16 protein-coding genes are annotated in these 22806 nt (G+C 71.6%); 11 read left to right on the top strand and 5 right to left on the bottom strand.

Going from position 1 to position 22806, the window contains the following annotated elements:
• Positions 1-219 precede the first annotated feature (219 nt).
• Complete coding sequence (locus E5083_RS05475; RefSeq protein ID WP_135784460.1) at positions 220-1167, top strand: sensor histidine kinase; 948 nt, start codon at positions 220-222, stop codon at positions 1165-1167.
• On the top strand, positions 1164-1832 hold the full coding sequence (locus tag E5083_RS05470) for a response regulator (protein WP_135784459.1): 669 nt from the start codon (positions 1164-1166) through the stop codon (positions 1830-1832). The genes E5083_RS05475 and E5083_RS05470 overlap by 4 nt, the downstream gene beginning before the upstream one ends.
• 1 nt (position 1833) lies before the next feature.
• On the opposite strand, the gene E5083_RS05465 is transcribed toward E5083_RS05470, so the two are convergent.
• Positions 1834-3057, bottom strand: a complete 1224-nt coding sequence (locus E5083_RS05465) for a cation:proton antiporter (protein WP_135784458.1) — start codon at positions 3055-3057, stop codon at positions 1834-1836.
• 303 nt (positions 3058-3360) lie between these two features.
• Here E5083_RS05465 and E5083_RS05460 point away from each other — a divergent pair, with 303 nt between their 5' ends.
• Positions 3361-3669 carry a hypothetical protein gene (locus E5083_RS05460; RefSeq protein WP_030813481.1) on the top strand — a complete coding sequence of 103 codons (309 nt, stop codon included), beginning with the start codon at positions 3361-3363 and terminating at the stop codon, positions 3667-3669.
• Between the two features lie 19 nt (positions 3670-3688).
• On the opposite strand, the gene E5083_RS05455 is transcribed toward E5083_RS05460, so the two are convergent.
• Complete coding sequence (locus E5083_RS05455; RefSeq protein ID WP_135784457.1) at positions 3689-6073, bottom strand: RICIN domain-containing protein; 2385 nt, start codon at positions 6071-6073, stop codon at positions 3689-3691.
• Between the two features lie 75 nt (positions 6074-6148).
• Positions 6149-8734, bottom strand: a complete 2586-nt coding sequence (locus tag E5083_RS05450; protein ID WP_425276706.1) for a PA14 domain-containing protein — start codon at positions 8732-8734, stop codon at positions 6149-6151.
• Between the two features lie 213 nt (positions 8735-8947).
• Between E5083_RS05450 and E5083_RS05445 the strand changes: the two genes are divergently transcribed.
• The 5 genes from E5083_RS05445 (at position 8948) to E5083_RS05425 (ending at position 14844) form a co-directional block, all read left to right on the top strand.
• On the top strand, positions 8948-9985 hold the full coding sequence (locus E5083_RS05445; RefSeq protein WP_031179563.1) for a LacI family DNA-binding transcriptional regulator: 1038 nt from the start codon (positions 8948-8950) through the stop codon (positions 9983-9985).
• A 158-nt stretch (positions 9986-10143) separates the two neighbouring features.
• The gene (locus E5083_RS05440; RefSeq protein WP_135784455.1) at positions 10144-11229 is read left to right on the top strand and encodes an ABC transporter substrate-binding protein; all 1086 of its coding nucleotides are present in this window, start codon (positions 10144-10146) and stop codon (positions 11227-11229) included.
• Between the two features lie 69 nt (positions 11230-11298).
• Positions 11299-12864 carry a sugar ABC transporter ATP-binding protein gene (locus E5083_RS05435; RefSeq protein WP_135784454.1) on the top strand — a complete coding sequence of 522 codons (1566 nt, stop codon included), beginning with the start codon at positions 11299-11301 and terminating at the stop codon, positions 12862-12864.
• Positions 12857-13822 carry an ABC transporter permease gene (locus tag E5083_RS05430; RefSeq protein ID WP_135784453.1) on the top strand — a complete coding sequence of 322 codons (966 nt, stop codon included), beginning with the start codon at positions 12857-12859 and terminating at the stop codon, positions 13820-13822. Before E5083_RS05435 ends, E5083_RS05430 begins: the two co-directional genes overlap by 8 nt.
• Positions 13822-14844, top strand: coding sequence for an ABC transporter permease (locus E5083_RS05425; RefSeq protein WP_135784452.1), 1023 nt, complete (start codon positions 13822-13824; stop codon positions 14842-14844). The genes E5083_RS05430 and E5083_RS05425 overlap by 1 nt, the downstream gene beginning before the upstream one ends.
• Before the next feature lie 22 nt (positions 14845-14866).
• On the opposite strand, the gene E5083_RS05420 is transcribed toward E5083_RS05425, so the two are convergent.
• The gene (locus E5083_RS05420; protein WP_135784451.1) at positions 14867-16711 is read right to left on the bottom strand and encodes a glycoside hydrolase family 76 protein; all 1845 of its coding nucleotides are present in this window, start codon (positions 16709-16711) and stop codon (positions 14867-14869) included.
• Between the two features lie 348 nt (positions 16712-17059).
• Between E5083_RS05420 and E5083_RS05415 the strand changes: the two genes are divergently transcribed.
• The 3 genes from E5083_RS05415 to E5083_RS05405 all read left to right on the top strand — a co-directional run bounded on the left by E5083_RS05415 (position 17060) and on the right by E5083_RS05405 (position 21773).
• On the top strand, positions 17060-20293 hold the full coding sequence (locus E5083_RS05415) for a TIM-barrel domain-containing protein (RefSeq protein WP_425276705.1): 3234 nt from the start codon (positions 17060-17062) through the stop codon (positions 20291-20293).
• Between the two features lie 124 nt (positions 20294-20417).
• The gene (locus E5083_RS05410; RefSeq protein ID WP_135784449.1) at positions 20418-21389 is read left to right on the top strand and encodes a DUF4331 family protein; all 972 of its coding nucleotides are present in this window, start codon (positions 20418-20420) and stop codon (positions 21387-21389) included.
• Between the two features lie 105 nt (positions 21390-21494).
• A complete protein-coding gene (locus tag E5083_RS05405) occupies positions 21495-21773 on the top strand; it encodes a glutaredoxin domain-containing protein (protein WP_135784448.1) in 279 nt (92 codons plus the stop codon).
• Here the strand turns inward: E5083_RS05405 and E5083_RS05400 are convergent.
• A complete protein-coding gene (locus tag E5083_RS05400; RefSeq protein WP_135784447.1) occupies positions 21757-22782 on the bottom strand; it encodes a LacI family DNA-binding transcriptional regulator in 1026 nt (341 codons plus the stop codon). The two genes, E5083_RS05405 and E5083_RS05400, sit on opposite strands and share 17 nt — an antisense overlap.
• Positions 22783-22806: the final 24 nt, after the last annotated feature.

Below are 22806 nucleotides of genomic sequence, written 5' to 3'. Positions count from 1 at the left end.
TCCTCGTCGTATGCGTGCATCGGGCGCCTCCCTCCGGTTCGCCTTAAGCATCCCGGCCGTACCGCCCGCCCGACCATCGGGTATGACCCCCATTTGCGAAGGCTGTGACCCGTAGGGGAGACCCGGATGGGTGCCCCCACGGATGGCGCCCCGACCGCTCCCCGCCCAGGCTGTAGCTGACGGGCCCGACCGATACCCGGCGCCGGGAGGTGAGGCGCGGTGCCCCTGTTCTGGCGGATCTTCCTGCTCAACGCCGTCGTCCTGGTCGCGGCCGCCGCCCTGCTGCTCGGCCCGGTCACCGTCTCCACCCCGGTCCTGCTCACCGAGGCCGCCATCCTCACGGCCGGCCTCGCCGCCATGCTCGTCGCCAACGCGGTCCTGCTCCGCGTCAACCTCGCCCCGCTGCACCGGCTCAGCCGCGCCATGACCACCGCCGACCTGCTGCGCCCCGGCGTACGCCCGGCGGCCGGCGGACACGGCGAGATCGCCGAGCTGATCACCGTGTTCAACGCCATGCTCGACCGGCTGGAGCAGGAACGCGCCACCAGCAGCGCCCGCGCCCTCTCCGCCCAGGAGGCCGAACGCCACCGCGTCGCCCAGGAACTCCACGACGAGGTCGGCCAGACCCTCACCGCCGTCCTCCTCGAACTGGGCCGTGTCGCCGGCCAGGCCCCGCCCGGACTGCGCGAGGAACTCCACCAGGCGCAGGAGGCCACCCGCGCCGGACTCGACGAGGTCCGCCGCATCGCCCGCCGCCTGCGCCCCGGCGTACTGGACGAACTCGGCCTGCCCAGCGCCCTCAAGGCCCTCACCGCCGAGTTCTCCGGCCCCGGACTCACCGTCCGCCACCGGCTCGGCACCGACCTGCCCCCGCTAGGCCACGAACGGGAACTCGTCCTCTACCGCGTCGCCCAGGAAGGACTCACCAACATCGCCCGCCACGCCCACGCCCGGCACGCCGAACTCGCCCTCGCCCGCACCCCGGCCGGTGTCGAACTCCGGGTCGGTGACGACGGCCGGGGCATCGGCCACGCCCCCGAGGGCTCCGGCCTGCGGGGCATGCGCGAACGCGCCCTGCTCATCGGCGCCGACCTCACCGTGAGCCCCTGCCCCGAGGGCGGCACCGAGATCCGCCTCACCGTCCCCGTCCGGAGCCGCCGCCCATGACCGACCCGACCGACCCGGTCCCCGCCCGCATCCTCCTCGCCGACGACCACGCCCTCGTCCGGCGCGGCGTGCGGCTCATCCTCGAGGGCGAGCCCGACCTCACCGTGGTCGCCGAGGCCGACGACGGCGCCGAGGCCCTCGCCCTCGCCCGTGCCCACCGCCCCGACCTGGCCGTCCTCGACATCGCCATGCCCCGGCTCACCGGCCTCCAGGCCGCCCGCGAACTGTCCCGCACCCAGCCGGACACCCGCGTCCTCATCCTGACGATGTACGACAACGAGCAGTTCTTCTTCGAGGCCCTCGCCGCGGGCGCCTCCGGCTACGTCCTCAAGTCCGTCGCCGACCGCGACCTCGTCGAAGCCTGCCGCGCCACCCTGCGCGGCGAGCCCTTCCTCTACCCCGGCGCCGTCAACGCCCTCATCCGCGACTACCTCGACCGGGTGCGCGACGGCCGCGCGCTGCCCTCCCGCGTCATCACCGGCCGCGAGGAGGAGATCCTCAAACTCGTCGCCGAGGGCCACACCACCCAGCAGATCGCGGACCTCCTGGTCATCAGCCCCAAGACCGTCGAACGCCACCGCGCCAACCTGCTCCAGAAACTCGGCCTCAAGGACCGCCTGGAACTCACCCGGTACGCCATCCGGGTGGGCCTGATCGAGCCCTGAGTCACCGCTCCGCGGGCACCGGAGCCTCCTCCTCGGACGGCGCCGGGGACGGCGGAGCCGGCCGCACCGCCCGCAGCGCGCGGGCCAGCAGATCCGCCCGCTTGGCGATGACCGGTCCCAGGATCGCCAGCACCAGCACGTACCCCGCGATGAACGAGGAGAGCCGCCCGTCCAGCCCCGCGCTCACCGCCATCGCGCCCAGGATCAGCGCGAACTCCCCGCGCGCCACCAGCGTGGTGGCGATGTCGGCGGCCGGCTCGGGACCGTACCCGTAGGTGCGGGCGACCAGGAGACCGGCGATCACGTTCATCACGATGGTCAGCGCCGCCGCCGCGGCCACCGGACCCGCCACCGACACCAGCCGGGCCGGGTCCAGCGCAAGACCGAAGGCGAAGAAGAAGATGGCCGCGAACGCGTCCCGCAGCGGATGCACCAGCTTGCGGATGCGCGGCCCGGACGACGTGCCCGCCAGGATCAGGCCCACCATGAACGCGCCGATCGCGTCCGCCACCCCCAGCAGCTCCGACACCCCGGCCACCAGTACGGCCGCGCCCAGGAAACTGATCACCAGCAGTTCGTTGTCGCGGACCTGGATCAGCCGCCCCACCAGCCGGGTGCCGTACCGGGCGGCGGCGGCCAGCACCAGCAGGAAGCCGAACGCCTTCGCGGCCTGCAGCAGCGTCTCCCCGGCGCCCTCCGCGCCGCCGATCACCGGCTGCAGCGCGGCGAGGTACAGCGCGAGGAACAGGTCCTCCACCACGATCACCCCGAGGATCAGCCGGGTCTCCGGGCGGCTGATCCGGCCCAGGTCGATCAGGATCTTGGTGACGATCGCGGACGAGGAGATGCCGAGGACCCCGGCCAGCACCAGCGCCTCCCGCGCACCCCAGTCCAGGGCGAACCCGAAACCCAGGCCCGCGCCCACGTTGAGCAGCAGATAGATGCCGCCCGCCGTCAGCAGCCGCCGCCCGCCGCGCCGGAGGTCGTCCAGCTTGAACTCCAGGCCCAGATAGAACAGCAGCAGCACCAGGCCGAGCGCGGACAGCATCTCGAAGTCGTGCGGGTCCGAGACCAGGACCAGACCGGGGGTGTGCGGGCCGAGCAGCAGACCGGCCAGCATGAACAGCGGGATCGTCGGCACCCCGAAACGGGCGCCCAGCCGGGCGAGGAAGGCGGCGGCCAGGAAGGCGCCGCCCATGGCGAGCAGGGTGTCGGCATGTCCCACGGGCCACCTTCGCCTTCCTTGGGGACGCGCGAAGGGCCGTGGCACCGGAAGCGGGTCCGGGCGGCCCCGTGCCGTCGGCGGTCTCGGTTCGGGTCGCGGGGGCCCTGACACCCTCGCACCTCCCGCCCCCGCGCCACCATCGGTGCCGGCACCCATACCGGGAGGGGTCCGACACCCATTGCCCGGCTGGGCGTGCCGTACGGCGAACGCACCGCGACGAATTGCCGACCGCCACCGGCCGTGTTTCGTTGGGTGCTGAGCCGCCCCGCCCCGGTGGCGGCGCCCTGGCCGGCTGGAGGAACCGTGGCCGAGAAGTTCGTGCAGATCATCGCCTTCGAGACCGACCGCATCGACGAGATGCGCACCCTGGCGATGGACATCGACCGGCGTTTCGGGGGCATGCAGCACGGCCCCACCTACCAGGCCGTCCTCAAGGACAAGAGCAAGGACGACCGCTACTACGAGGTGCTGGAGTTCGCCTCCCTGGAGGCGGCCGGCCGCAGCCGCCACGACCCCGAGGCCCGCGCCTTCGCCGAGCGCATGGCGGCCCTGTGCACCAGCCCGCCCTCCTTCATCGAGTGCGACCTGCTGGAGTCGTCCCGGCCGAGCTGACCGGGACGACTCGCGTCGGCTAGCCGATCCGCCACAGATGGTCGTCGGTGCCGTTGTCGGCGAACTGCACCACCTGCGCGCTGTTCGCCGTCGACATCCGGTCCACGCCGAGCACCTTGCCGCTGTGCTTGTTCTGGAGCCGGAACCAGCCGTCACCGCTGTCCAGACGCCGCCACAGATGGTCGTCCGTGCCGTTGTCCTCGTACTGGACGACCTGCGCGCTGTCGGCCGTCGACATGCCGTCCACGCCCAGCACCTTGCCGCTGTGACCGTTGCGGACCAGGAACCAGCCGTCCCCCCGGTCGAGCAACTGCCAGGCGTGGTCGCCGGTCGGCGTGTCGTCGTACTGCACCACCCGGGCGCTGTTGGCCGTGGACATGTTGTCCACGGCGAGCACCTTGCCGCTGTTCTTGTTCCGTACCCGCCGGAACGGGGGTTCCGGGGTCCAGGGGCGGCCGTCCGGCGCGGCGGTCGGGAAGCTGCTGATCCGCAGCCGCGCCGCCCCCATCGGGACCAGCGTCACCGTCTCGACAGGGGCGGCGGACCGGGCCGGACTCGGCTGGAGCGGCGCGACCACGTGCTCGTCGTCCGCGACCCACTCCGGGATACGGCGGGCCTGCGCCGTCAGCCGTACGGGCGTGCCCTCCAGGGTGAACGGGTTGGCCGGGACCGTGCCCCCCGACCGGACGAACTCCGGCACCGCGCCCGGCACCAGCCCGTAGTTCCACGGGGTGGTGGCGTGCACCGCGTACTCGGGGAAGGTGTCGTCGCCCGCGTACCGGACGTACTGTTCACCGATCTTCAGCGCGTACGTCAGCGGGCCGTGCGCCACGCTGACCGCGTTCTTGCCGCCCGTCCAGGTACGGATCGTCGTGCGCTGGGGGAGCGTCAGAGCGATGACGTCGCCGTTCGCCCAGGTGCGGTCCACGGTGACGAAGGCGGGGCCCGGACGCGCGCTCACCGCCTGGCCGTTGACCGTTAGCACCGGGTCCGCGCACCAGCCCGGCACCCGCAGGCGCAGCGGGAAGCGGACCGCGCGGGGCGTGGAGAGGGTGAGCCGAACCGTCTCGCCGAAGGGGTAGTCGGTCTCCTCGGTGACGGTGACCTTCGTGCCCCCGGCCACGGTGGCCGTCACCCGGCAGGGCGCATAGAGGGCGACCGCCAGACCCTGGTCCGGGGTGGCGAGCCACAGCTCCTCGGTGAAACAGGGCCAGCCCATGCCGTAGTTGTGCGGACAGCAGCGGTACTGATCGACGCCCGGCTGGAACGACTGCATGGCGAAGCCGTTCTGGAACTGCCCCTGCGTCTTCACCGCGTTGTCCAGGTCGACGCTGTTCGCGCTGGTGATGTAGTGCACCGCCCTGCCCTGCGGATCGAGCGCGGCGGGCAGCATGTTGAACGCCAGCTCCTCGCAGCGGTCCGCCCACACCGGGTCCCCGGTGACCCGCGTGAGCAGCTCGTGGCTGGCCATGAACTCGACGATCCCGCACGTCTCGAACCCCTGCCGGGGATCACCGAAGCCCGGCCGCAGATTCTCGTCCCCGGCGAACCCGCCACCGGGGAACTGCCCATACGTACCCAGCACTTGGTCGTACGTGCGGTACGTGGCACCCGTGTCCGAGGCCGAGCCGGAACGCCGGGCGTACTGGGCCGGTTCCCGGAAACCCTGGGCGATGTTGACGTTGTGCGGGGTGGGCAGCGGGCCGGCCCAGTCGGCGCCCCAGGTGTGCATCTTGTCGGCGAGATCCAGCAGGAAGGCGTCGCCGGTACGGTCGTGCAGCCACAGCGCGACATCGAGACCGTCGCCCCAGCGGGTGGCGATCCAACTGTGGTCGAAGGCGCCCTTGCCCTGGGCGTTCATGAAGGTCAGGAAGCGGGTCAGGAACGGGATGATCCGCTGGTCGCCCGCGTACTCCTGCCAGGTCCGCAGCGCCATCAGCAGCGGCAGGAACGGCCAGAAGTCGGGGCCGCCGTCCAGCGAGGTACGCAGGGACCGCGGCCCGAAGAACCCGTCGGACTGCTGGGTGGCCAGCACCGCGTCGATCCAGCGGCGCGCCCTGGCCAGCGCGTCGGCGTCCCCGGTGGCGATGGCGAGCGGGACGAAACCCCGTAGCCAGTAAGGCAGTTCCTCCCAGCCGGGCTTCTCGGGGTGGACCCAGCCGGAGGCGTCGAAGTCCAGGAAGTGCGAGCGCTGGTCGTAGCGGCCGCACAACCCGTCGAGCTGAAGCTTGAGCTGGCCGGCCAGCCAGCCCCGTGCGGTGATGCTGCCGGGCGCGAGCCGGGTGAAGGCGGCTGGGGCGAGTGAACGGGTGGCCGGGGCGGCGTGGGCGAGGGGACCGGACAGCGCGGCCGAACCCAGCGCCAGCGCGCCGCCGGCCAGGAAGTGACGTCGGTCGAGGGACATGCGGGCGCTCCTGGGGGTGAGTCCGGCATGGGGACGCGCGGCCCGCCCCGAGACAGGAGCGGGCCGCGCGGTACTTCAGGAGGTGCAGGTGAGCGTGCCGTTCTCGGCGCCCTTGATCAGCGCCTCGTGCGCGGCGTGCAGCCGCTTGGTGTCGGCCTTGAGGACCTTGCGGTCATAGGTGAGCAGACCGTTCAACTCGCCCTCGACATCCGTGATCTGGGTGTACACGGCGCCGTTGCTGCCCTTGCAGGCCGCGAGCTGCTCGACCTCCTTCAGCCGGTCGAGGTAGACGTCGGTGTACGTCTCCGGGGTCACACCGACGTAGGTCATCTGGACCGGGAAGGCGTGTCCGGGGACGCCCAGACCGAGGCCGCCGTACTCGCCGCTGACCAGGGCCCGGCGGCCGTCGGCCTGCGGGACCTGGGGGCTCGGATAGCCGTGGGCGTCGGCGATGTCGCCGTTGCCGCCGTCCACCGCGCCGCAGCAGTTCAGGCCGCTCATGTTGTTGACCAGCCGGGTCGGGTCGAGGGACTTGGCGTAGTCCGCGATCCGCGCCTGGTCGTACTGGCCCCAGCCCTCGTTGAAGGTGACCCACATGACCACCGAGGGGTGGCTGTCGTGCTGGAGGATCATCTCCTTCAGCTCGTGCTCGTACTCGGTACGGGCCGCCGCCGACGGGTTGACCGTGTTCATCGCCGGCATGTCCTGCCAGACCATGAGGCCCAGCTTGTCCGCCCAGTAGTACCAGCGGTCCGGCTCCACCTTGATGTGCTTGCGCACCGAGTTGTAGCCGAGCTGCTTGTGCACCTTGAGGTCGTAGGCGAGCGCCTCGTCGGTCGGCGCGGTGTGCAGGCCGTCGGGCCAGAAACCCTGGTCGAGCGTGGCCATCAGGAACACCGGCTTGCCGTTGAGGATGGTGCGCTGCTTGCCGTCCACCGTCTTGACCTCGACCGAGCGCATACCGAAGTAGCTGCCCACCCGGTCGGTGTCGCTGCCCCGGCCGACGGTGACCTTGAGCTGGTACAGGTGCGGGTCGTCCGGGGTCCACAGGTGCGGGCGGGGGACCGGCACCGAGAACGCCTGGCCGCCGGTACCGCTGGCCCGGCCGACCTCGCGGTTGCCGTCGTAGGCGACGGCCGTGACCGGCACGCCGTCCCGGACGCCGCGCACGCTGACCGACACCGAACGGTTGGCCAGGTCGGGGGTGGTCTTCACGTCCTCGGCACGGTCCCGGCCGACCGGCTCCATCCACACCGTCTGCCAGATGCCGGAGCTGGGCGTGTACCAGATGCCGCTGGGGTCGAGGCGCTGCTTGCCGATCGGCGGGTTCTCGCCGTTCGCCGAGTCGGTCGGGTCGTAGACGCCGACGATCAGCTCCTGGAGGCCGCCGTTCTTCTTCAGCGCGTCGGTGACGTCCAGGCTGAACCGGTCGTAACCGCCCTTGTGTTCACCGACCTTCTTGCCGTTGACGTAGACCACGGCCTGCCAGTCCACGGCGTCGAAGTTGAGCTGGAGCCGGCGCGTGCCGTGCACCTGCCAGTCGGCGGGCACGGTGAAGGTCCGCTTGTACCACATACGGTCCTCGTGCCGTTCGATCCCCGAGAGCTGGGACTCGACCGGGTAGGGCACCAGGATCTTCTCGCCCAGCTTCTTCTTGCCCGTGGGCGGCTGCTCGCCGGCCTCGGCGCCCGCGAACTCCCAGGTGCCGTTGAGGTTCTTCCACTTGTCGCGGGTCAACTGCGGCCGCGGGTACTCCGGGTGGGCGTTGGTGGGGCTCACCTCGTCGGCCCAGGGGGTGCGGAGCTGGTACGTGGAGTGGTTGGCGCCCGTGCTCCAGAAGTCGGAGACCGCCACACCGTCGGTGCCGGTCAGGCCGCCCTTGCCGTCGTAGCGCAGGTCCGCGTAGCCGCCGTGGCCGCCGACCACCGGCTCCGTGAGCGGGACGATCAGCTTGCTCGGGTCGGAGGCGTCCAAATGCGCCGTGCCGCGCGGCCACGCGGAGCCGCCGACATCGATGTCAAGATGGTCGTCGAACCCGGCCGGGGGAGCCTTCAACTGCTGGGCGAAGTCCAGCACGAGAGTCTTGCCGTCCGGCTGGATCGCCGAGTCCAGCGGGCCGTTGTAGGTGAACCCGTCCGGCAGGCTGAACGCCGACTGCGGGATCGCCTCCTTGGCACCGCCGGGCGGCGTCCAGCGCACATGCAGGTTGGAGCCGCCGTAGTGCTCGAAGTACTCCACCTTGATGTCGTAGGCGTGACCCGCCTCCAGGGTGACGGGCGCCGAGTTCTGTTCACGGTCCCAGTCGTCCACCCAGTGGTCGATGACCTCCTTGCCGTCGACCCACAGCCGGAAGCCGTTGTCGCCGGTGATCGAGAAGGTGTGCGCGCCGGACTTCTCCGGGGTGAGCCGCCCGGTCCAGCGCACGTTCACGTCGTCCTGCTGGCCGGTGCGGGCCTTGAGACGGGGTTCGAGGTCGGGGAAGTCCAGTGAGGGGTCGAAGGCGGTTGCCTTCAGGGTGGCGAAGTCGAAGGCTCCGGACGCCGACTGGGTGTAGTACTCACCCTTGAGACCGTGGGCCTCGGCCGGCTCGTCCGCCTTCGGGGCGGCCGGTGACGCCGCTGATGCCTGGGAGGCGGCGGCGCCCGAGACCACGAGCGTCAGGGCGGTGAACGCGGAGGCCAGCCAGCGGTGCGGGCGGGACCTGCGCAGAGAGGATGGTGGCACGAGTACCTCCGGGGGAACGGAGTTGCGGGTGCGTGCTCTGCCCGTGCTCCAGCACATCTTGTATAACGTTGGAAACAAGGGCAGTTGGCATGAGAACACGCCTCCTGCGCTCTGTCCAGGTGTCTGACACGAGGCGTGGGAGGACTGAGGATGCGCGTGAGTCTGAAGGACGTGGCCGAACGTGCGGGGGTCTCCGTGAAGACCGTCTCGAACGTGGTCAACGACTATCCGCACGTCACCCCGGCCATGCGGGCCCGCGTCCAGTCGGCCATCGACGAGCTGGGCTACCGGCCGAATCTGACCGCTCGTCACCTCCGCAAGGGCCGCACCGGGATCATCGGCCTGGCCGTACCGGAACTCGGCAACTCCTACTTCGCGGAACTCGCCGGCGCCGTCATCGACGCCGCCGCCCAGCACGAGTACACCGTCCTGCTCGACCACACCCAGGGCCAGCGCGAACAGGAGATCCTGGTCTGCCAGGGCTTCCGCGCCCGGGTCATGGACGGCCTGATCCTCAGCCCGCTGGAGCTGGAGACCGAGGACCTCGCCGCCCGCCGCGACGACGCCCCCCTGGTCCTGCTCGGCGAGCGCCGCTACGACCTGCCCTACGACCACATCGTCATCGACAACATCGCCGCCGCCCGCGCCGCCGTACGCCATCTGCTCGCCCTCGGTCGGCGCCGGATCGCCTTCCTCGGCGCCCGCCGGGACCACTCGCACCAGCCCGCCCACCTGCGGTTCATCGGCTGGCAGGCCGAACTCGCCGCCTCCGGCGTGGCGGTGGACGACCGGCTGGTCGCCACCACCAGCGGTTGGGGCCACGAGGACGGCGCCCGCGCCATGGCGGAACTGCTGGACTCCGGGGAGCGTCCCGACGGGGTGTTCGCCTACAACGACCTGGTCGCGCTGGGCGCGATGCGGGTGATGTTCGAGCGGGGCCTGAGGGTGCCCGAGGACATCGCGGTGGTCGGCTTCGACGACGTCACCGAGTCCCGGTACGCCGCCGTCACCCTGACCACCGTCTCGCCCGACAAGGAGGCCATCGCCCGGCTCGCCGTCGAGTCCGTCGTCGGCCGGCTCAAGGGCGACCAGAACCATGAGGCTCCCCGGGCCGCCCGGCTGCTCCAGCCCGGCTTCACCCTGGTGGAGCGGGAGAGCACCCTCGGACGGCGTCCGCACTCATTCTGACCAGCGCAAATCCCGTTGCGCAGGCCCCAGTTGGCGTTGGTATCGGTTCGGTGTCGCCCGGCACAAGGTGTTTACACGGCACTTCCAACGATGTAAAAAACATCCTGATCTGGTCACGGCCGGACGGCCTTCCGCAGTCCCGAAGTGGGGTAATCCGCATGAAGCCGCACTCCCGCACCACCACCAGAAACATCCTCGCCATGGGGCTCGTCGCCGGGCTGGCGCTCGTCACCGGCTGCACCAAGTCCGAGAGCGACAACTCCGCCCCCGCGCAGACGAGTAGCGCCGGCGACGACGCGGGCAAGCAGGTCGCCGAGAGCGGCGGCGGCAAGACCTGCGCCATCGGCGACTACGGCGCCGACAAGCTCGACCTGAAGAACGCCACCGTCGGCTTCTCCCAGTCGGAGAAGGAGGCCAACCCGTTCCGCATCGCGGAGACGGCCTCCATCAAGGCCGAGGCCCAGAAGCGCGGCATCAAGCTGCTCACCGCCAACGCCCAGTCGCAGTTCTCCAAGCAGATCAGCGATGTGCAGGACCTCATCGCCAAGGGCGCCAAGCTCCTCGTCATCGCCCCGCTGAACTCCGACGGCTGGGAGCCGGTGCTCCGGTCCGCCCAGGCCAAGAAGATCCCGATCATCACCATCGACCGGCAGATCAACGCGGCCCCCTGCAAGGACTACGTCAGCTTCATCGGCTCCGACTTCGTCGCCCAAGGGCGGCGCGCGGCCGACCAGTTGATCGCGGCCACCGGCGGCAAGGGCGAGATCGCCATCCTGCTCGGCGCGGCCGGCAACAACGTCACCACCGAGCGGACCAAGGGCTTCGAGGACCGCGTCAAGGCCAAGGCCCCCGGACTCAAGATCGTCTTCAAGCAGACCGGCGAGTTCACCCGCGAGAAGGGCCAGTCGGTCACCGAGCAGCTCATCCAGTCCAAGCCCGGCATCAAGGCGATCTACGCCGAGAACGACGAGATGGGCCTCGGCGCGGTCAACGCCCTCAAGGGCGCCGGCAAGAAGCCCGGCGCCGTGAAGATCGTGACGATCGACGGCACCCGCAACGCCGTACAGGGCATCGCGGACGGCTGGATCAGCGCCGTCATCGAGTCCAACCCGCGCTTCGGGCCGCTGGCCTTCGCCACCCTGGACTCCTTCACCCAGGGCAAGCCGGTCGGCGAGGACATCGTCATCCAGGACAGCCAGTACACCGAGGCGAACGCCAAGGCCGACCTGAACAAGGCGTACTGAGCGCCCACTTCGACCGGGCGCCGGGAGCCTCCTTGAAGGCTCCCGGCGCCCCGAGCAGGCACGTCGCCCATGACCCCATGGAGAGCAGCCGTGACCGCACCACCCGACGAAGTCCTCGCCGTCACCGGCCTGACCAAGCGCTTCCCCGGTGTACTGGCCCTGGACGACGTGACGTTCACCCTGCGGGCGGGCCAGACCCACGCCCTGGTCGGCGAGAACGGCGCGGGCAAGTCCACCCTGATCAAGGTCCTCACCGGGGTGTACCGCCCCGACGAGGGCGAACTGCGCCACCAGGGCGAGGTGGTGGCCTTCCCCACCCCGCTCGCCGCGCAGCACGCCGGGATCTCCACGATCTACCAGGAGGTCAACCTCATCCCCCTGATGAGCGTGGCCCGCAACCTCTTCCTCGGCCGCGAGCCCCGTACCCGCCTCGGCCTGATCGACTTCGCCCGTATGCACCGCGAGGCGCAGGAGACCATGGCCGAGTACGGCGTCCACGTCGACGTACGCCGTCCCTTGCGCGAACTCGGCGTCGGCGCCCAGCAGATGGTCGCCCTCGCCCGCGCCGTCTCGGTCGACGCCCGCGTGGTCGTCATGGACGAACCCACCTCCTCGCTCGAACCCCGCGAGGTGGAGACCCTGTTCGGCGTCATCCGGCGCCTGCGCGAACAGGGCATCGCCGTGCTGTACGTCAGCCACCGCATGGACGAGCTGTACGCCATCTGCGACACGGTCACCGTGCTCCGCGACGGCCGCCTGGTGCACACCGGCCCGCTCGCCGAGACCGGCCGCCTGCAATTGGTCTCCCTGATGCTGGGCCGCGAGACCAGCGAGGTCCGCGCCGAGGGCGTCACCAAGTTCACCGGCAGCCACGACGCCGGGTCCCAACCGGTGCTGAGCGCCCGGAACCTGGACCGGCGCCACCAACTGCACGACGTCTCGCTCGACATCCGCCCCGGCGAGGTCGTCGGCCTCGGCGGGCTGCTCGGCTCGGGGCGTACCGAGACCGCCAAGGCCATCGCCGGCGCCCTCCCGATCGGCGGGGGAGAGGTCACCGTGGACGGCCGGCCGGTGCGCACCGGGTCGGCCGCCGCCGCGATCCGGGCCGGGATCAGCCTGCTGCCCGAGGACCGCAAGTCCGAGGGCATCGTGCCGGGCCTCTCCGTCCGGGAGAACATCGCGCTGGCCGCGCTGCCCCGCATGTCCCGCTTCGGGCTCGTCTCCGAGGCCAAGGTCGACGCCGTGGTCGACACCTTCATGAAGCGGCTGCGGATCAAGGCCGCGAGCCCCCACCAGAAGGTCGGCGAACTCTCCGGCGGCAACCAGCAGAAGGTGCTGCTGGCCCGCTGGCTGGCCATGCACCCCAAGGTGCTGCTGCTCGACGAGCCGACGCGCGGCATCGACGTCGGCGCCAAGGCCGAGGTGCAGAAGCTCATCGACGAACTCGCCGAGAACGGCCTCGGCGTGCTGCTGATCTCCTCCGACGTGGAGGAGCTCATCGAAGGGTCCGACCGGGTGGTGGTGCTCCGGGACGGCTCGGTCGTCGGCGAGCTGACCGGGGACGAGGTCGGCGCCGACCAGCTCCTGCGGGCCATCGCCGAGGCCGCCGAGGAGGAGGCGCCCCGCCATGACTGAACTCGCCCTGGACAACAGGACGCTGCCCGACCGGTCCACGGTCGTCGGCTGGCTCCAGAACTACGGCGTCTACCTGGGCCTCGCCGTCCTGCTGCTGTTCAACGTGTTCTTCACCGACCACTTCGTCTCCGGCGAGAACTTCCGCACCCAGGCCGTCCAGGTCTCCCCGGTGCTGATCGTCGCCCTCGGCATGGCCCTGGCCATCGGCACCGAGGGCATCGACCTCTCCGTCGGCGCCGTGATGGCCCTGGCCACCTCGGTCACCTCCCTCTACCTCGGCTACGGGCCCTGGTTCGCCCTGGTGGCCGCGCTGGTCGGCGGCGCCGTCATCGGCCTGGCCAACGGCTCGCTCATCGCGTTCATCGGCGTCCAGCCCATCGTCGCCACCCTCGCGCTCATGGTCGGCGGCCGGGGCATCGCCCTGGTGCTGCTGCCCCAGCTCAAGGACGTGCGCGACCCCGCCATGGCCACCCTCGGCTCCGGCAGCGTGGTGGGCATCCCCTACCTCGCGCTGATCGCGGCCGCCCTCGCCCTGGTCGTCGGCTTCGTGGTGCGCCGGACCACCTTCGGCCGCCGCCTCCTCGCCATCGGCGACAGCCGTCCCGCCGCCCAGCTCGCCGGGCTGCCGGTGCACCGGGTCCTGATCACGGTGTACGTCTGCTCGGGCGTCCTCGCCGCCGTCGCCGGGTTCCTCGCCACAGCCCGGCTCCAGGCCAGCGACCCCAGCTCGCTGGGGAACCTGATGGAACTCTCCGCCATCACCGCCGTCGTCGTCGGCGGCACCCCGCTCACCGGCGGACGCGTACGCATCGGCGGCACGGTGGCCGGCGCCGTCCTCATCCAGCTCCTGACGGCCACCCTGATCAAACACGACCTGCCCTCGTCCTGGACCCAGATCGCCCAGGCCGTGGTGATCGTGCTCGCGGTGTACGCGGCACGGGAGAGGGGGAAACGGTGATGCCCAGCACCAAGGAACACCCCGCGGCCGCCGGACGGACCGCGCCCGCCCCCGGCGACACCGCCCGGCGCGGCGACCGGGTGGCCGCGCTGGCCCAGCGGCACGGCGCCCTGGTCGCCCTGGTGGTCCTCGCCGCCGTGGCCTCGCTGTCCTTCGACTCCTTCGCCACCGGCGACAACCTTGGCAACATCGCCATCTCCTCGTCGTTCCTGGCCACCGTCGCCCTCGGCATGACCTTCGTCATCGTCAGCGGCGGCATCGACCTCTCCGTCGGCTCCGTCTTCGTCCTCGGCGGAGTCCTCGCCGCCTGGGGCTCCCAGTACGGCACGGTCGTCGCGCTGCTGCTGCCGCTGGCGGTGTGCGCCGCCATCGGGTTCGTCAACGGGCTGCTGGTGGCCCGTACCGGGCTCGCGCCGTTCATCGTCACCCTCGCCTCGATGCTGGCCGCGCGCGGACTCATGCTGGCCATCACCGACGAGGGCGCCGACACCTTCCTCGTCGACCCCGACTCGGTCTTCGCCTCTCTCGGCCAGGGCAAGCTGCTCGGCATCGGAACTCCCGTCTGGATCACGGCGGTTCTGTTCGTGGGCGGTGCCGTGCTGCTGCGGAGCACCCGGTTCGGGCAGCGGGTGTACGCCGTCGGCGGCAACGAACAGGCGGCCGCGCTGATGGGCGCCCCGGTCGCCCGCACCAAGATCAGCGTGTACACCCTGTCCGGGCTGCTGGCCGGCCTCGCCGGGGCGCTGAACGCGGCCTACCTCGCCTCCGGCGTCACCATCCTCGGCTACGGCATGGAACTGGACGCCATCGCCGCCGTCGTCATCGGCGGCACCCTCCTCACCGGTGGCCTCGGCTACGTCAGCGGCTCGCTCGTCGGCGTGCTGCTGCTGAAGGTCATCCAGAACGTCATCAACCAGATCGGCTCCCTCGACTCCGCCTACCAGCAGGTGGTCAGCGGGGCGTTCCTCGTCCTGGTCGTCGTCGCCCAGACCTGGCTGGCCAGGCGGCGCCGGGTCGGCTGAACGCCCCCTCGCACCGCAGGACTTACCCGGCCGCGGTCAGCGCCGCCAGCGCGCTCGCCTGGGTCCGCCAGTCCACCTGGTTCGGGCTCCCGCCGGCCCAGCGCTGGCCGAGCCGGTTCAGCGGGTCCCGGTCCTTGGCCCACACCGAGTCGGCCTGCCGCACCAGATACGCGCGGTAGGCCGACGAGCCGGTGGCGGACGCCAGATCGGCGAGATGCCGGACGAACACGCCCTTGAACTGCTTCTGGTTGTCGTCGCAACTCGCGCCGCCCACATCGCACGACTCGGTCAGCACCCCGTCACGCGTCAGCGCGGAGGAGGACAGCGCCGCGTCCGCCAGCCGCTTCGCGGCGTCGAGATAACGCGTGTTCCCGGTCGACCGCCACAGCTCGGTGAAGCCGCCGATCGCCAGCCCCTGGTTGTAACTCCACACCGTCTGGCCGTTGTTGGCGCACCCCGAGGTGAGCCCGTCGTTCACCAGCCCCGAGCCGTTGATCAGCCCGCTGCCCAGGTACCAGTCACCAGCCGTCACCGCCCGCGCGCCCCACACCGTGTCTCCGCTCAGCCGCTGGTGCAGCGCCGAGGTCAGCCACAGATACAGCCCGCTGGTCACCGCGTTCTTGTACGTGCGCTCCCGGTTCCACCACACCCCGCCGCCGCAGGTGTTCGTGTCCCAGAACCCGCGCACATAGTCGGTGATGGTCACCGCCTCGTCCAGATACCGCTGCTCGTGCGTCAGGTCGTACGCCGCCACCCACGCGAGCCCCCACCACGCCGCGTCATCTACGGCGCGGCTGATGAAGTGCCCCTCCACCGGGTCCGAACTGCGCCCGCCCGCCGGGAAGACCCCCTTGTTCTGCTCGAAGGTACGCGCCACCGCCCAGTCGTAGTCGTGCGTCCCGGTGGCCCGCGCGAAGTCGACGACCGAGGTCAGCGCCACCGCCGAGTTCCACCAACTGCTGCGCCACCAGCCCTCGTCGGTCCGGTACGACGCCATCAGCGCGTCCGCCGCGCCCCGCGCCCTCGTCGGTGCCGGACGCGCCCACGCGGTGCAACTGCCGTCCTGGTGCGCGGACTCACGCCCGCAGGCGCGCACGGCACCGCCGTACAGCAGCCCGCGCGGGTCCCGGGTGGCGAACATCGCCGTGCGCGTGGAGGACGACCCGGAGGGCACGCTGGTCCGGCCGAGTGAGGAACCCTCCGGCCAGCTCGCGCCCTCGTCCCAGGAGCGGTCCAGCCAGATCTCGTCGCCCGCGCCGCCGTTCTCCACCACGCCCCAGGCCAGCCCGTTCGCCTGGTCCATGTGCAGGCTGATGGTGCGCCCGTACAGGGTGGTCGCGGGTACCGGACGCTCGTCCCGGGCCGCCGTGGCGGGGTCGGCGCCGTCGCAGGAGGTGCCGTCGCACACGCGGGGGCGGAACCAGTCCGTGCAGGTCACCCCGGCCGCGTCCGCGCAGGCCCGGACCCAGCCGCGCCGGTGGCCCACCGGATCGGTGACGTTGTACATGAGCGTCCGGGTGCCGGTCCACGAAGCGGGGATGCTCGCCTTCCCCAGCAGCCCGTCCCAGCTCGCGCCCCGGTCCCAGGAGCGGTCCAGCCACACCGCGTCGCCCTGCTTGCCCTGGTCCACGCTGGCCCAGGCCATGCTGTCCGGCTCGGAGACATGCAGCCTGAGGAGGCGGCCGTTGACGGTGCGGTCCGGCACCGGGAACGACTCCTGGCGTGCCTTGGACGGATCGAGGGTGTCGCAGGAGAGCGCGCACACGGCCGACGCGGCGCGGGCGGGGGAGGGGAGCGCGAGCACTCCGCCGAGCGCGAGGGCGAGGGCCAGCAGTGCGCCGAGGAAGCGGGGTCTGTGAACCGGCATGGCGAGTCCTCCAACGTTGAACAAGCCCAGTCAGTTGCACGACAGCACCGCGGGGGAGGGCTGTACAGCATCAAAAACAGCCACACACGGAACCGGACGGAACATCCGTCGCGCACGCTTCACGCCAACTACCCTGACAACGCTGTCCGTTCCGGATCTGGACACCGGAAAGCGGAGCGTGGTCTCATGCCGGGGAGCCGTGTTTACAACGTTGTACCGCCGTACCGCACCTGTGCTGCACCCGTCGTCTCCGCATGTCCGTCGCGCTCGCGAGAGCGCCACCGCCCCCTGGAGCGTGCCGTGCGACCACCCTTCCCCCGTGCCCTCCGCCCGCCGCGCGGACCGGTCATCGCCCTCGTCCTGGCCTGCGCCGGCGTCGCGCTCGCCCCGGTCGGCGCCGACGCCGCCACCCCGGCCGCCAAGGCCCACTCGGCCACCGTGACCGTGCCGGGCGCCCGGTTCCAGGTGCTGTCCCCGACCCTGATCCGTACCGAGTACGCCGGGGACGACAAGTTCGAGGACAGCGCCACCTTCAACGCCATCGGCCGGAGCGCCTTCACCCCGCCCGCCTACACCTCCGCCGTCAAGGACGGCGTCCTCACCGTCACCACCAGCGCCCTGACCCTGCGCTACAAGGTGGGCTCAGGACCCTTCACCGCCGACAACCTGACCGTGCGCCTGAAGGCCGGGCAGAAGCAGGTGCAGGCGAGCCCCTGGCAGCGCCCCGACTGCGCGGTGGGCACCCTGTGCGAGGCCGAGGGCCAGCTCCACGACGGCCCCGGCGTCGCCACCGACCACACCGGGTACACCGGCAAGGGCTTCCTCGCGGGCTTCGACGTCACGAACAACTCCCTGACCACGGACGTACGTTCACCCGAAGCCGGCACCTACGACTACGCCGTCCGCTACGCCAACGCGGTCGGCTCGGACGGGCGCCGCGAGACCCGCACCCTCAGCCTCAGCGTGGACGGCGGCGCGAACAGGACGTTCAGCCTCCCGGCCACCGCCGACTGGAACACCTGGGGCGTGGCCCGGCTGCCCCTGACCCTCGGCGCCGGCCCCCACACCGTACGGCTCCAGCGCACCGCCGCCGACTCCGGCAACGTCAACATCGACAGCGCGGCCCTGGTGAAACCGGGCGACGGCTACCCGGCGCGCGACCGCACGGCCGTCCCCGCGTGCGCGTTCGGCACGAGCTGCGAGGCCGAGGACGGCCTCCTCGCGGGCTCCGCCGCCATCGCCACCGACCACCGGGGGAACTCCGGCGACGGCTTCGCCGCCGAGCTGAACAAGGACGCCTCCCTCACCCGCCGCGTCGTGGACGTCCCCCGCGACGGCACCTACCGCCTCCACCTGCGCTACGCCAACGGCACCGGCGGCGACGGCCGCCACGAGAAGCGCACCATGCAGGTCCGCCCCGCCGGCGGCACCCCCGCGACCCTCACCCTCGACCCCACCGACAACTGGGACACCTGGCAAACCGCCTCCACCACCGTCGAGTTGAAGGCCGGCGCCAACGACGTCACCCTCGCCTGCCCCGACACCACGAGCTGCCACGTCAACGTCGACACCCTCGGCGTCACCGCCACGGCCGACCCGGCCCCCGAGCCGCACCTCGCCCTCGGCGGCTACCGCCGCAGCCTCGACGGACTCGACGGCGACAGCGACCCCAGCCCCCGCACCACCCCCGGCCTGCTGCACCGCGACGGCTGGTACCTGCTGGACGACACCCCCTCCGCCGTCTACGACGCCCGCACCGGCAAGGCCACCCCGCGCGCCGGACACGCCGGAAAGCCCTACCAGGACGGCTACCTCTTCGGCTTCGGCCACGACTACAAGCAGGGCCTCACCGACCTCGCCACCCTGACCGGCCCGCCCGCGCTGCTGCCCCGCTGGGCCTACGGCGTCTGGTACTCCGAGTACATCGACCGCACCGCGAAGGACTACCAGGACACCATCCTGCCCGCCTTCCGCGCGGCCGGGGTCCCGCTGGACGTGCTCGTCACCGACACCGACTTCAAGGCGCCCAACACCTGGAGCGGCTGGAACTTCGACCCGGCCAAGTACCCCGATCCCAAGGGCTTCTTCGACTGGTCCACCGCGCAGGGCCTGCACAACACCCTGAACGTGCACCCCAGCATCCTGGAGTCCGACCCGCAGTACGCGAAGGCCCAGCAGACCGCCAAGGGCAAGCTGAGCAAGGGCGGTTGCGCGGGCTCGGCCGGCTCGGAGTGCCGTACCTTCGACTTCGGCGACCCCGACCAGTTGCAGGCGTACCTCGATCTGCACCGGCCCTTCGACCGCGCCGGGAACGACTTCTGGTGGCTGGACTGGTGCTGCGACGCCTCCCGTTCCTCGCAGCCCGGTGTCACCCCGGACGCCTGGATCAACCAGAAGTACGCCGGTCTGACCGCCGAGACCGCCGAGCGGCCCTTCGTGCTCTCCCGCGCCTACGGCTCGCTCCAGGCGGGCGGCTACAGCGGTGGCGTCGGCCTGCCCACCGGGCCCTGGGCCGACAAGCGCACCACGCTCCACTTCTCCGGCGACACCGCCTCCACCTGGGGCACCCTGAGCGCCGAGGTCGGCTACACACCGGGTGAGTCCGCCGCCACCGGCATGGCCGCGATCAGCCACGACATCGGCGGCCACAACGACGGACACGGCATCCCCGGCGCCGAGACCTACACCACCGACGACGGCCGCACCCACCGCACCACCAAGCTGCCCGACGATCTGTACGCCCGCTGGGTCCAGTTCGGCACCTTCCAGCCCATCGACCGCCTGCACAGCAACCACAGCGACCGGCTGCCCTGGCAGTACGGCGACGCGGCCCGCGACTCCGCCACCAAGTTCCTCCGGCTGCGCGAGTCCCTCGTCCCGTACACGTACACCCTCGCCCAGCAGGCCGCCACCACCGGCGTCCCCATCGTCCGCCCGCTCTACCTGGACCACCCCGAGGACGAGGCCGCCTACACCAGGGCGGGCAGCGAGTACCTGTACGGGCCCGACATGCTGGTGGCGCCGGTCACCACGCCCGGCACCAGCACCACCACCTCCGTGTGGTTCCCCGAGGGCACCTGGACCGACTACTTCACCGGCCGCACCTACACCGCGGGCGCCGGCGGCACCTCGTACGACGTGACGACCACCCTGGACACCATGCCGGTGTTCGTCCGCGCCGGCGGCATCGTCGCCACCCGTGCCGACAACGCCTCGCACGACTCCGGTACCCCGCTGGACCGGGTCGGCGTCACCGTCGCCACCGGCGCGCCGGGCACCTTCACCCTCTACGAGGACGACGGCGTCAGCACCCCCGCCCGCCACCACTCGGCCACCACCCGCATCAGCTACACCGACCGCACCCTGCGCATCGCCCCCACCCGAGGCACCTACCAGGGCCTGCCGAGCCGCCGCACCTGGACGGTCACCTTCCAGGGCCTCACCAAGCCCCCGGCCCATGTCACGTCCAACGGCACCACTCTCGCCCCCTCCGCCTGGCAGTGGGACGCCACGGCACACACCCTGAAGATCACCACCCCGAGGACGAGCGTCCACCAGCCGGTGACCGTCTCCTACCGGTAGCCGGTACCGCACAGAGGGGGGCCGCGTGGCCCCCCTTTCGTGCGGCATGGCGTCCGAGTGACCGGGCGCCGGTGAGCGGCACGGCGCACGCGGCCGGTCCGGGCGGCCGGGCAGCCTTGGGGCCATGTCTCATCACCTCAGCGGCCCGGACCTGCGCTCACCCCAGGGCGACGCCCGGCTGGACATGACCGACCTGTTCGCGTTCACGGTGCCGGGCGACCGCACCGTACTGATCCTGAACGCGCACCCCGCCGTCCCCAAGGAGGGCGCCGCGCTCCACCCCGACGCGGTCTACCGGATCAACGTCGACACCGACGGCGACCACCAGGCGGACGTCGCCTTCAGCTTCGTCTTCTCCCCACCGCGGGACGGCCGGCAGACCGTGAGCGTGTACCGGGCGACCGGTCAGCAGGCCCGCGACCACGAGGCGGCGGGTGAAGAGATCATCAGCGACGCCCCCGTCTCCTTCGGTGCCGAGCCCCAGGTGGTCAGCGCCGGGCCGTACCTGTTCTCCGCCGCGCTGCGCAGCGACCCCTTCTTCGCCGACCTCGAGGGCATCGCCAACCAGTTCCAGTGGACCGGGAAGGACTGGGGCGCGGACAAGAACGTCTTCAGCATCGCGCTGGAGATGCCCAGTTCCGAGCTGAGCCCCGACCCCGTCATCGGAGTGTGGGGACGGGTGAGCCTGCGCACGGACGGGGAGCTGAAGTCGGTCGACCGGGGCGCCCACCCGTCGCTGACCGCGTACTTCAACCCGGAGAACAGCGCCAAGACCGCGTACAACGAGGGCGAGCCCGCCCAGGACCGGGACACCTACCTGCGCCAGTGGACCGAGGTGCTCCAGCACACCGGCGGTTACGAGCAGGCGGCCGCCGAGGAGACCTTGAACACGGTCCTCCCCGACATCCTCCGCTTCGACCGCTCCCGGCCCGCGGCCTACCCCAATGGCCGCACGCCCACCGACGACATCACCTCCGCCCGGCTGACCATGGTCTCCGGCGGCAAGATCACCAGCGACCACATCGCCCCGCACACCGACCTGTCGGACCGGTTCCCCTACCTCGGCACCCCCCACGCCGAACCGGCGAGCCTCTGACTGCCCCCAGCCGCAAGGGAGATGGGCCCGCGCGGCGACACCGGGCGGGCCCTCCATTACCCTCGGATACCCTCGGACCGAACGACGCCGACCGAGGGGAAGACCGTGACCGACTACCGGGACGGCGTGGTCGTCTACTGGCGGCCGCTGTGCCCGTTCTGCATCAAGCTCCGCCTCCGCCTGCGGCTCGCCGGGCTGCCGCGCACCGAGGTCAACATCTGGCGCGACCCCGACGCGGCCGCGTACGTCCGCCTGGTGGCCGATGGCAACGAGACCGTCCCGACCGTCACCGTGGCGGGCAACGCGATGGTCAACCCGTCGATGAGGCAGATCCGCGCGGCCGTACGCCGGGACGCCCCGCACCTGCTCAAGCCGACGCGCTGACCCGCTGCTCGCCCGACCCCCGCACGATCAGCCGGGTCGGCACCGTGACCGTCCGGGCGCGGGAACGGTCCCCGTCGAGGCGGGCCAGGGCCGTGGTGGCCGCCGTACGGCCGATCTCCTCCGGGTTCTGGGCCACCACCGTCAACGCCGGCTCCAGCGCCTCCGCGAGCGCCACGTCGTCGAACGCGACCACCGCCACGTCCTTGCGACCGCTGCGGGCCAACTCCGCGACCACACCCAGGGCCACGATGTTGTTGCCCGCGAACAGCGCGGTCGGCGGATCGGGGAGGGCAAGCAGCCGGGCCGTCGCCTCGCCCGCGTCGTGCTGGTCGTGGGCGCTGGCGATCAGCAGCCGGTCGTCGGGCAGCCCCGCGTCCCGCAGCGCCTCCCGGTACCCGGCCAGCCGCTCCCGCCGGGTGTAGAGCCGCGTCGGCAGGTCACCGACGAACCCGATCCGGCGATGCCCGTACCCCACCAGATGCGTCACCCCGGCACGGGCGCCCTCGCGGTTGGAGCTGACCACGCAGTCCGTCGCCAGCCCCGCCCCCGGCCGGTCCACGAACACCACCGGCAGCCCCACCGCCCGGTGCTGCCGCAGATGGGCGTGGTCGGCACCCACCGACGGCACCACCATCAGGATGCTGACCCGGCGCGCCAGGAACTTGTCCGTCAGCGCCCGCTCCCGGTCCGGATCGTCGGCCGAGGACCCCATCAGCAGCGTCAGTCCCCGCTCGCGCACCCGGTCCTCGATGCTGCCCGCCACCGCCCCGAAGAACGGGTTGCCGAGGTCCGGCACGACCAGCCCGATCGTGGTGTCCGGGCCGCCCACCCGGATGTTGCGGGCCATCAGGTTCGGCTGGAAGCCGAGCCGCGCCACGGCCGCGAGCACCTGCTCCCGGGTCCGCGCCGAGGCGGGCCCGTCCTCGTTGAGGACACGGGAGACCGTCTTGGCGCTCACCCCGACCTCGCGGGCGACATCGGCCAGGGTGGGGCGGCGGTTCGCGGCCATGCGGGACACGTCTCCTGTGCTCGT

Origin of the sequence: Streptomyces bauhiniae, assembly GCF_004784475.1 — a bacterium.
In the GTDB taxonomy this organism is placed as follows: Bacteria; Actinomycetota; Actinomycetes; order Streptomycetales; family Streptomycetaceae; genus Streptomyces; species Streptomyces seoulensis.
This window is presented reverse-complemented; position numbering and strand designations above follow the sequence as displayed.

Excerpts from the sequence above, each read along its gene's own strand:
- E5083_RS05470 (WP_135784459.1), top strand. The coding sequence starts at position 1,164 with ATGACCGACCCGACCGACCCGGTCCCCGCCCGCATCCTCCTCGCCGAC.
- E5083_RS05455 (WP_135784457.1), bottom strand. The coding sequence starts at position 6,073 with ATGTCCCTCGACCGACGTCACTTCCTGGCCGGCGGCGCGCTGGCGCTG.
- E5083_RS05445 (WP_031179563.1), top strand. The coding sequence starts at position 8,948 with ATGCGCGTGAGTCTGAAGGACGTGGCCGAACGTGCGGGGGTCTCCGTG.
- E5083_RS05440 (WP_135784455.1), top strand. The coding sequence starts at position 10,144 with ATGAAGCCGCACTCCCGCACCACCACCAGAAACATCCTCGCCATGGGG.
- E5083_RS05435 (WP_135784454.1), top strand. The coding sequence starts at position 11,299 with ATGACCCCATGGAGAGCAGCCGTGACCGCACCACCCGACGAAGTCCTC.
- E5083_RS05430 (WP_135784453.1), top strand. The coding sequence starts at position 12,857 with ATGACTGAACTCGCCCTGGACAACAGGACGCTGCCCGACCGGTCCACG.
- E5083_RS05425 (WP_135784452.1), top strand. The coding sequence starts at position 13,822 with ATGCCCAGCACCAAGGAACACCCCGCGGCCGCCGGACGGACCGCGCCC.
- E5083_RS05420 (WP_135784451.1), bottom strand. The coding sequence starts at position 16,711 with ATGCCGGTTCACAGACCCCGCTTCCTCGGCGCACTGCTGGCCCTCGCC.
- E5083_RS05410 (WP_135784449.1), top strand. The coding sequence starts at position 20,418 with ATGTCTCATCACCTCAGCGGCCCGGACCTGCGCTCACCCCAGGGCGAC.
- E5083_RS05400 (WP_135784447.1), bottom strand. The coding sequence starts at position 22,782 with ATGGCCGCGAACCGCCGCCCCACCCTGGCCGATGTCGCCCGCGAGGTC.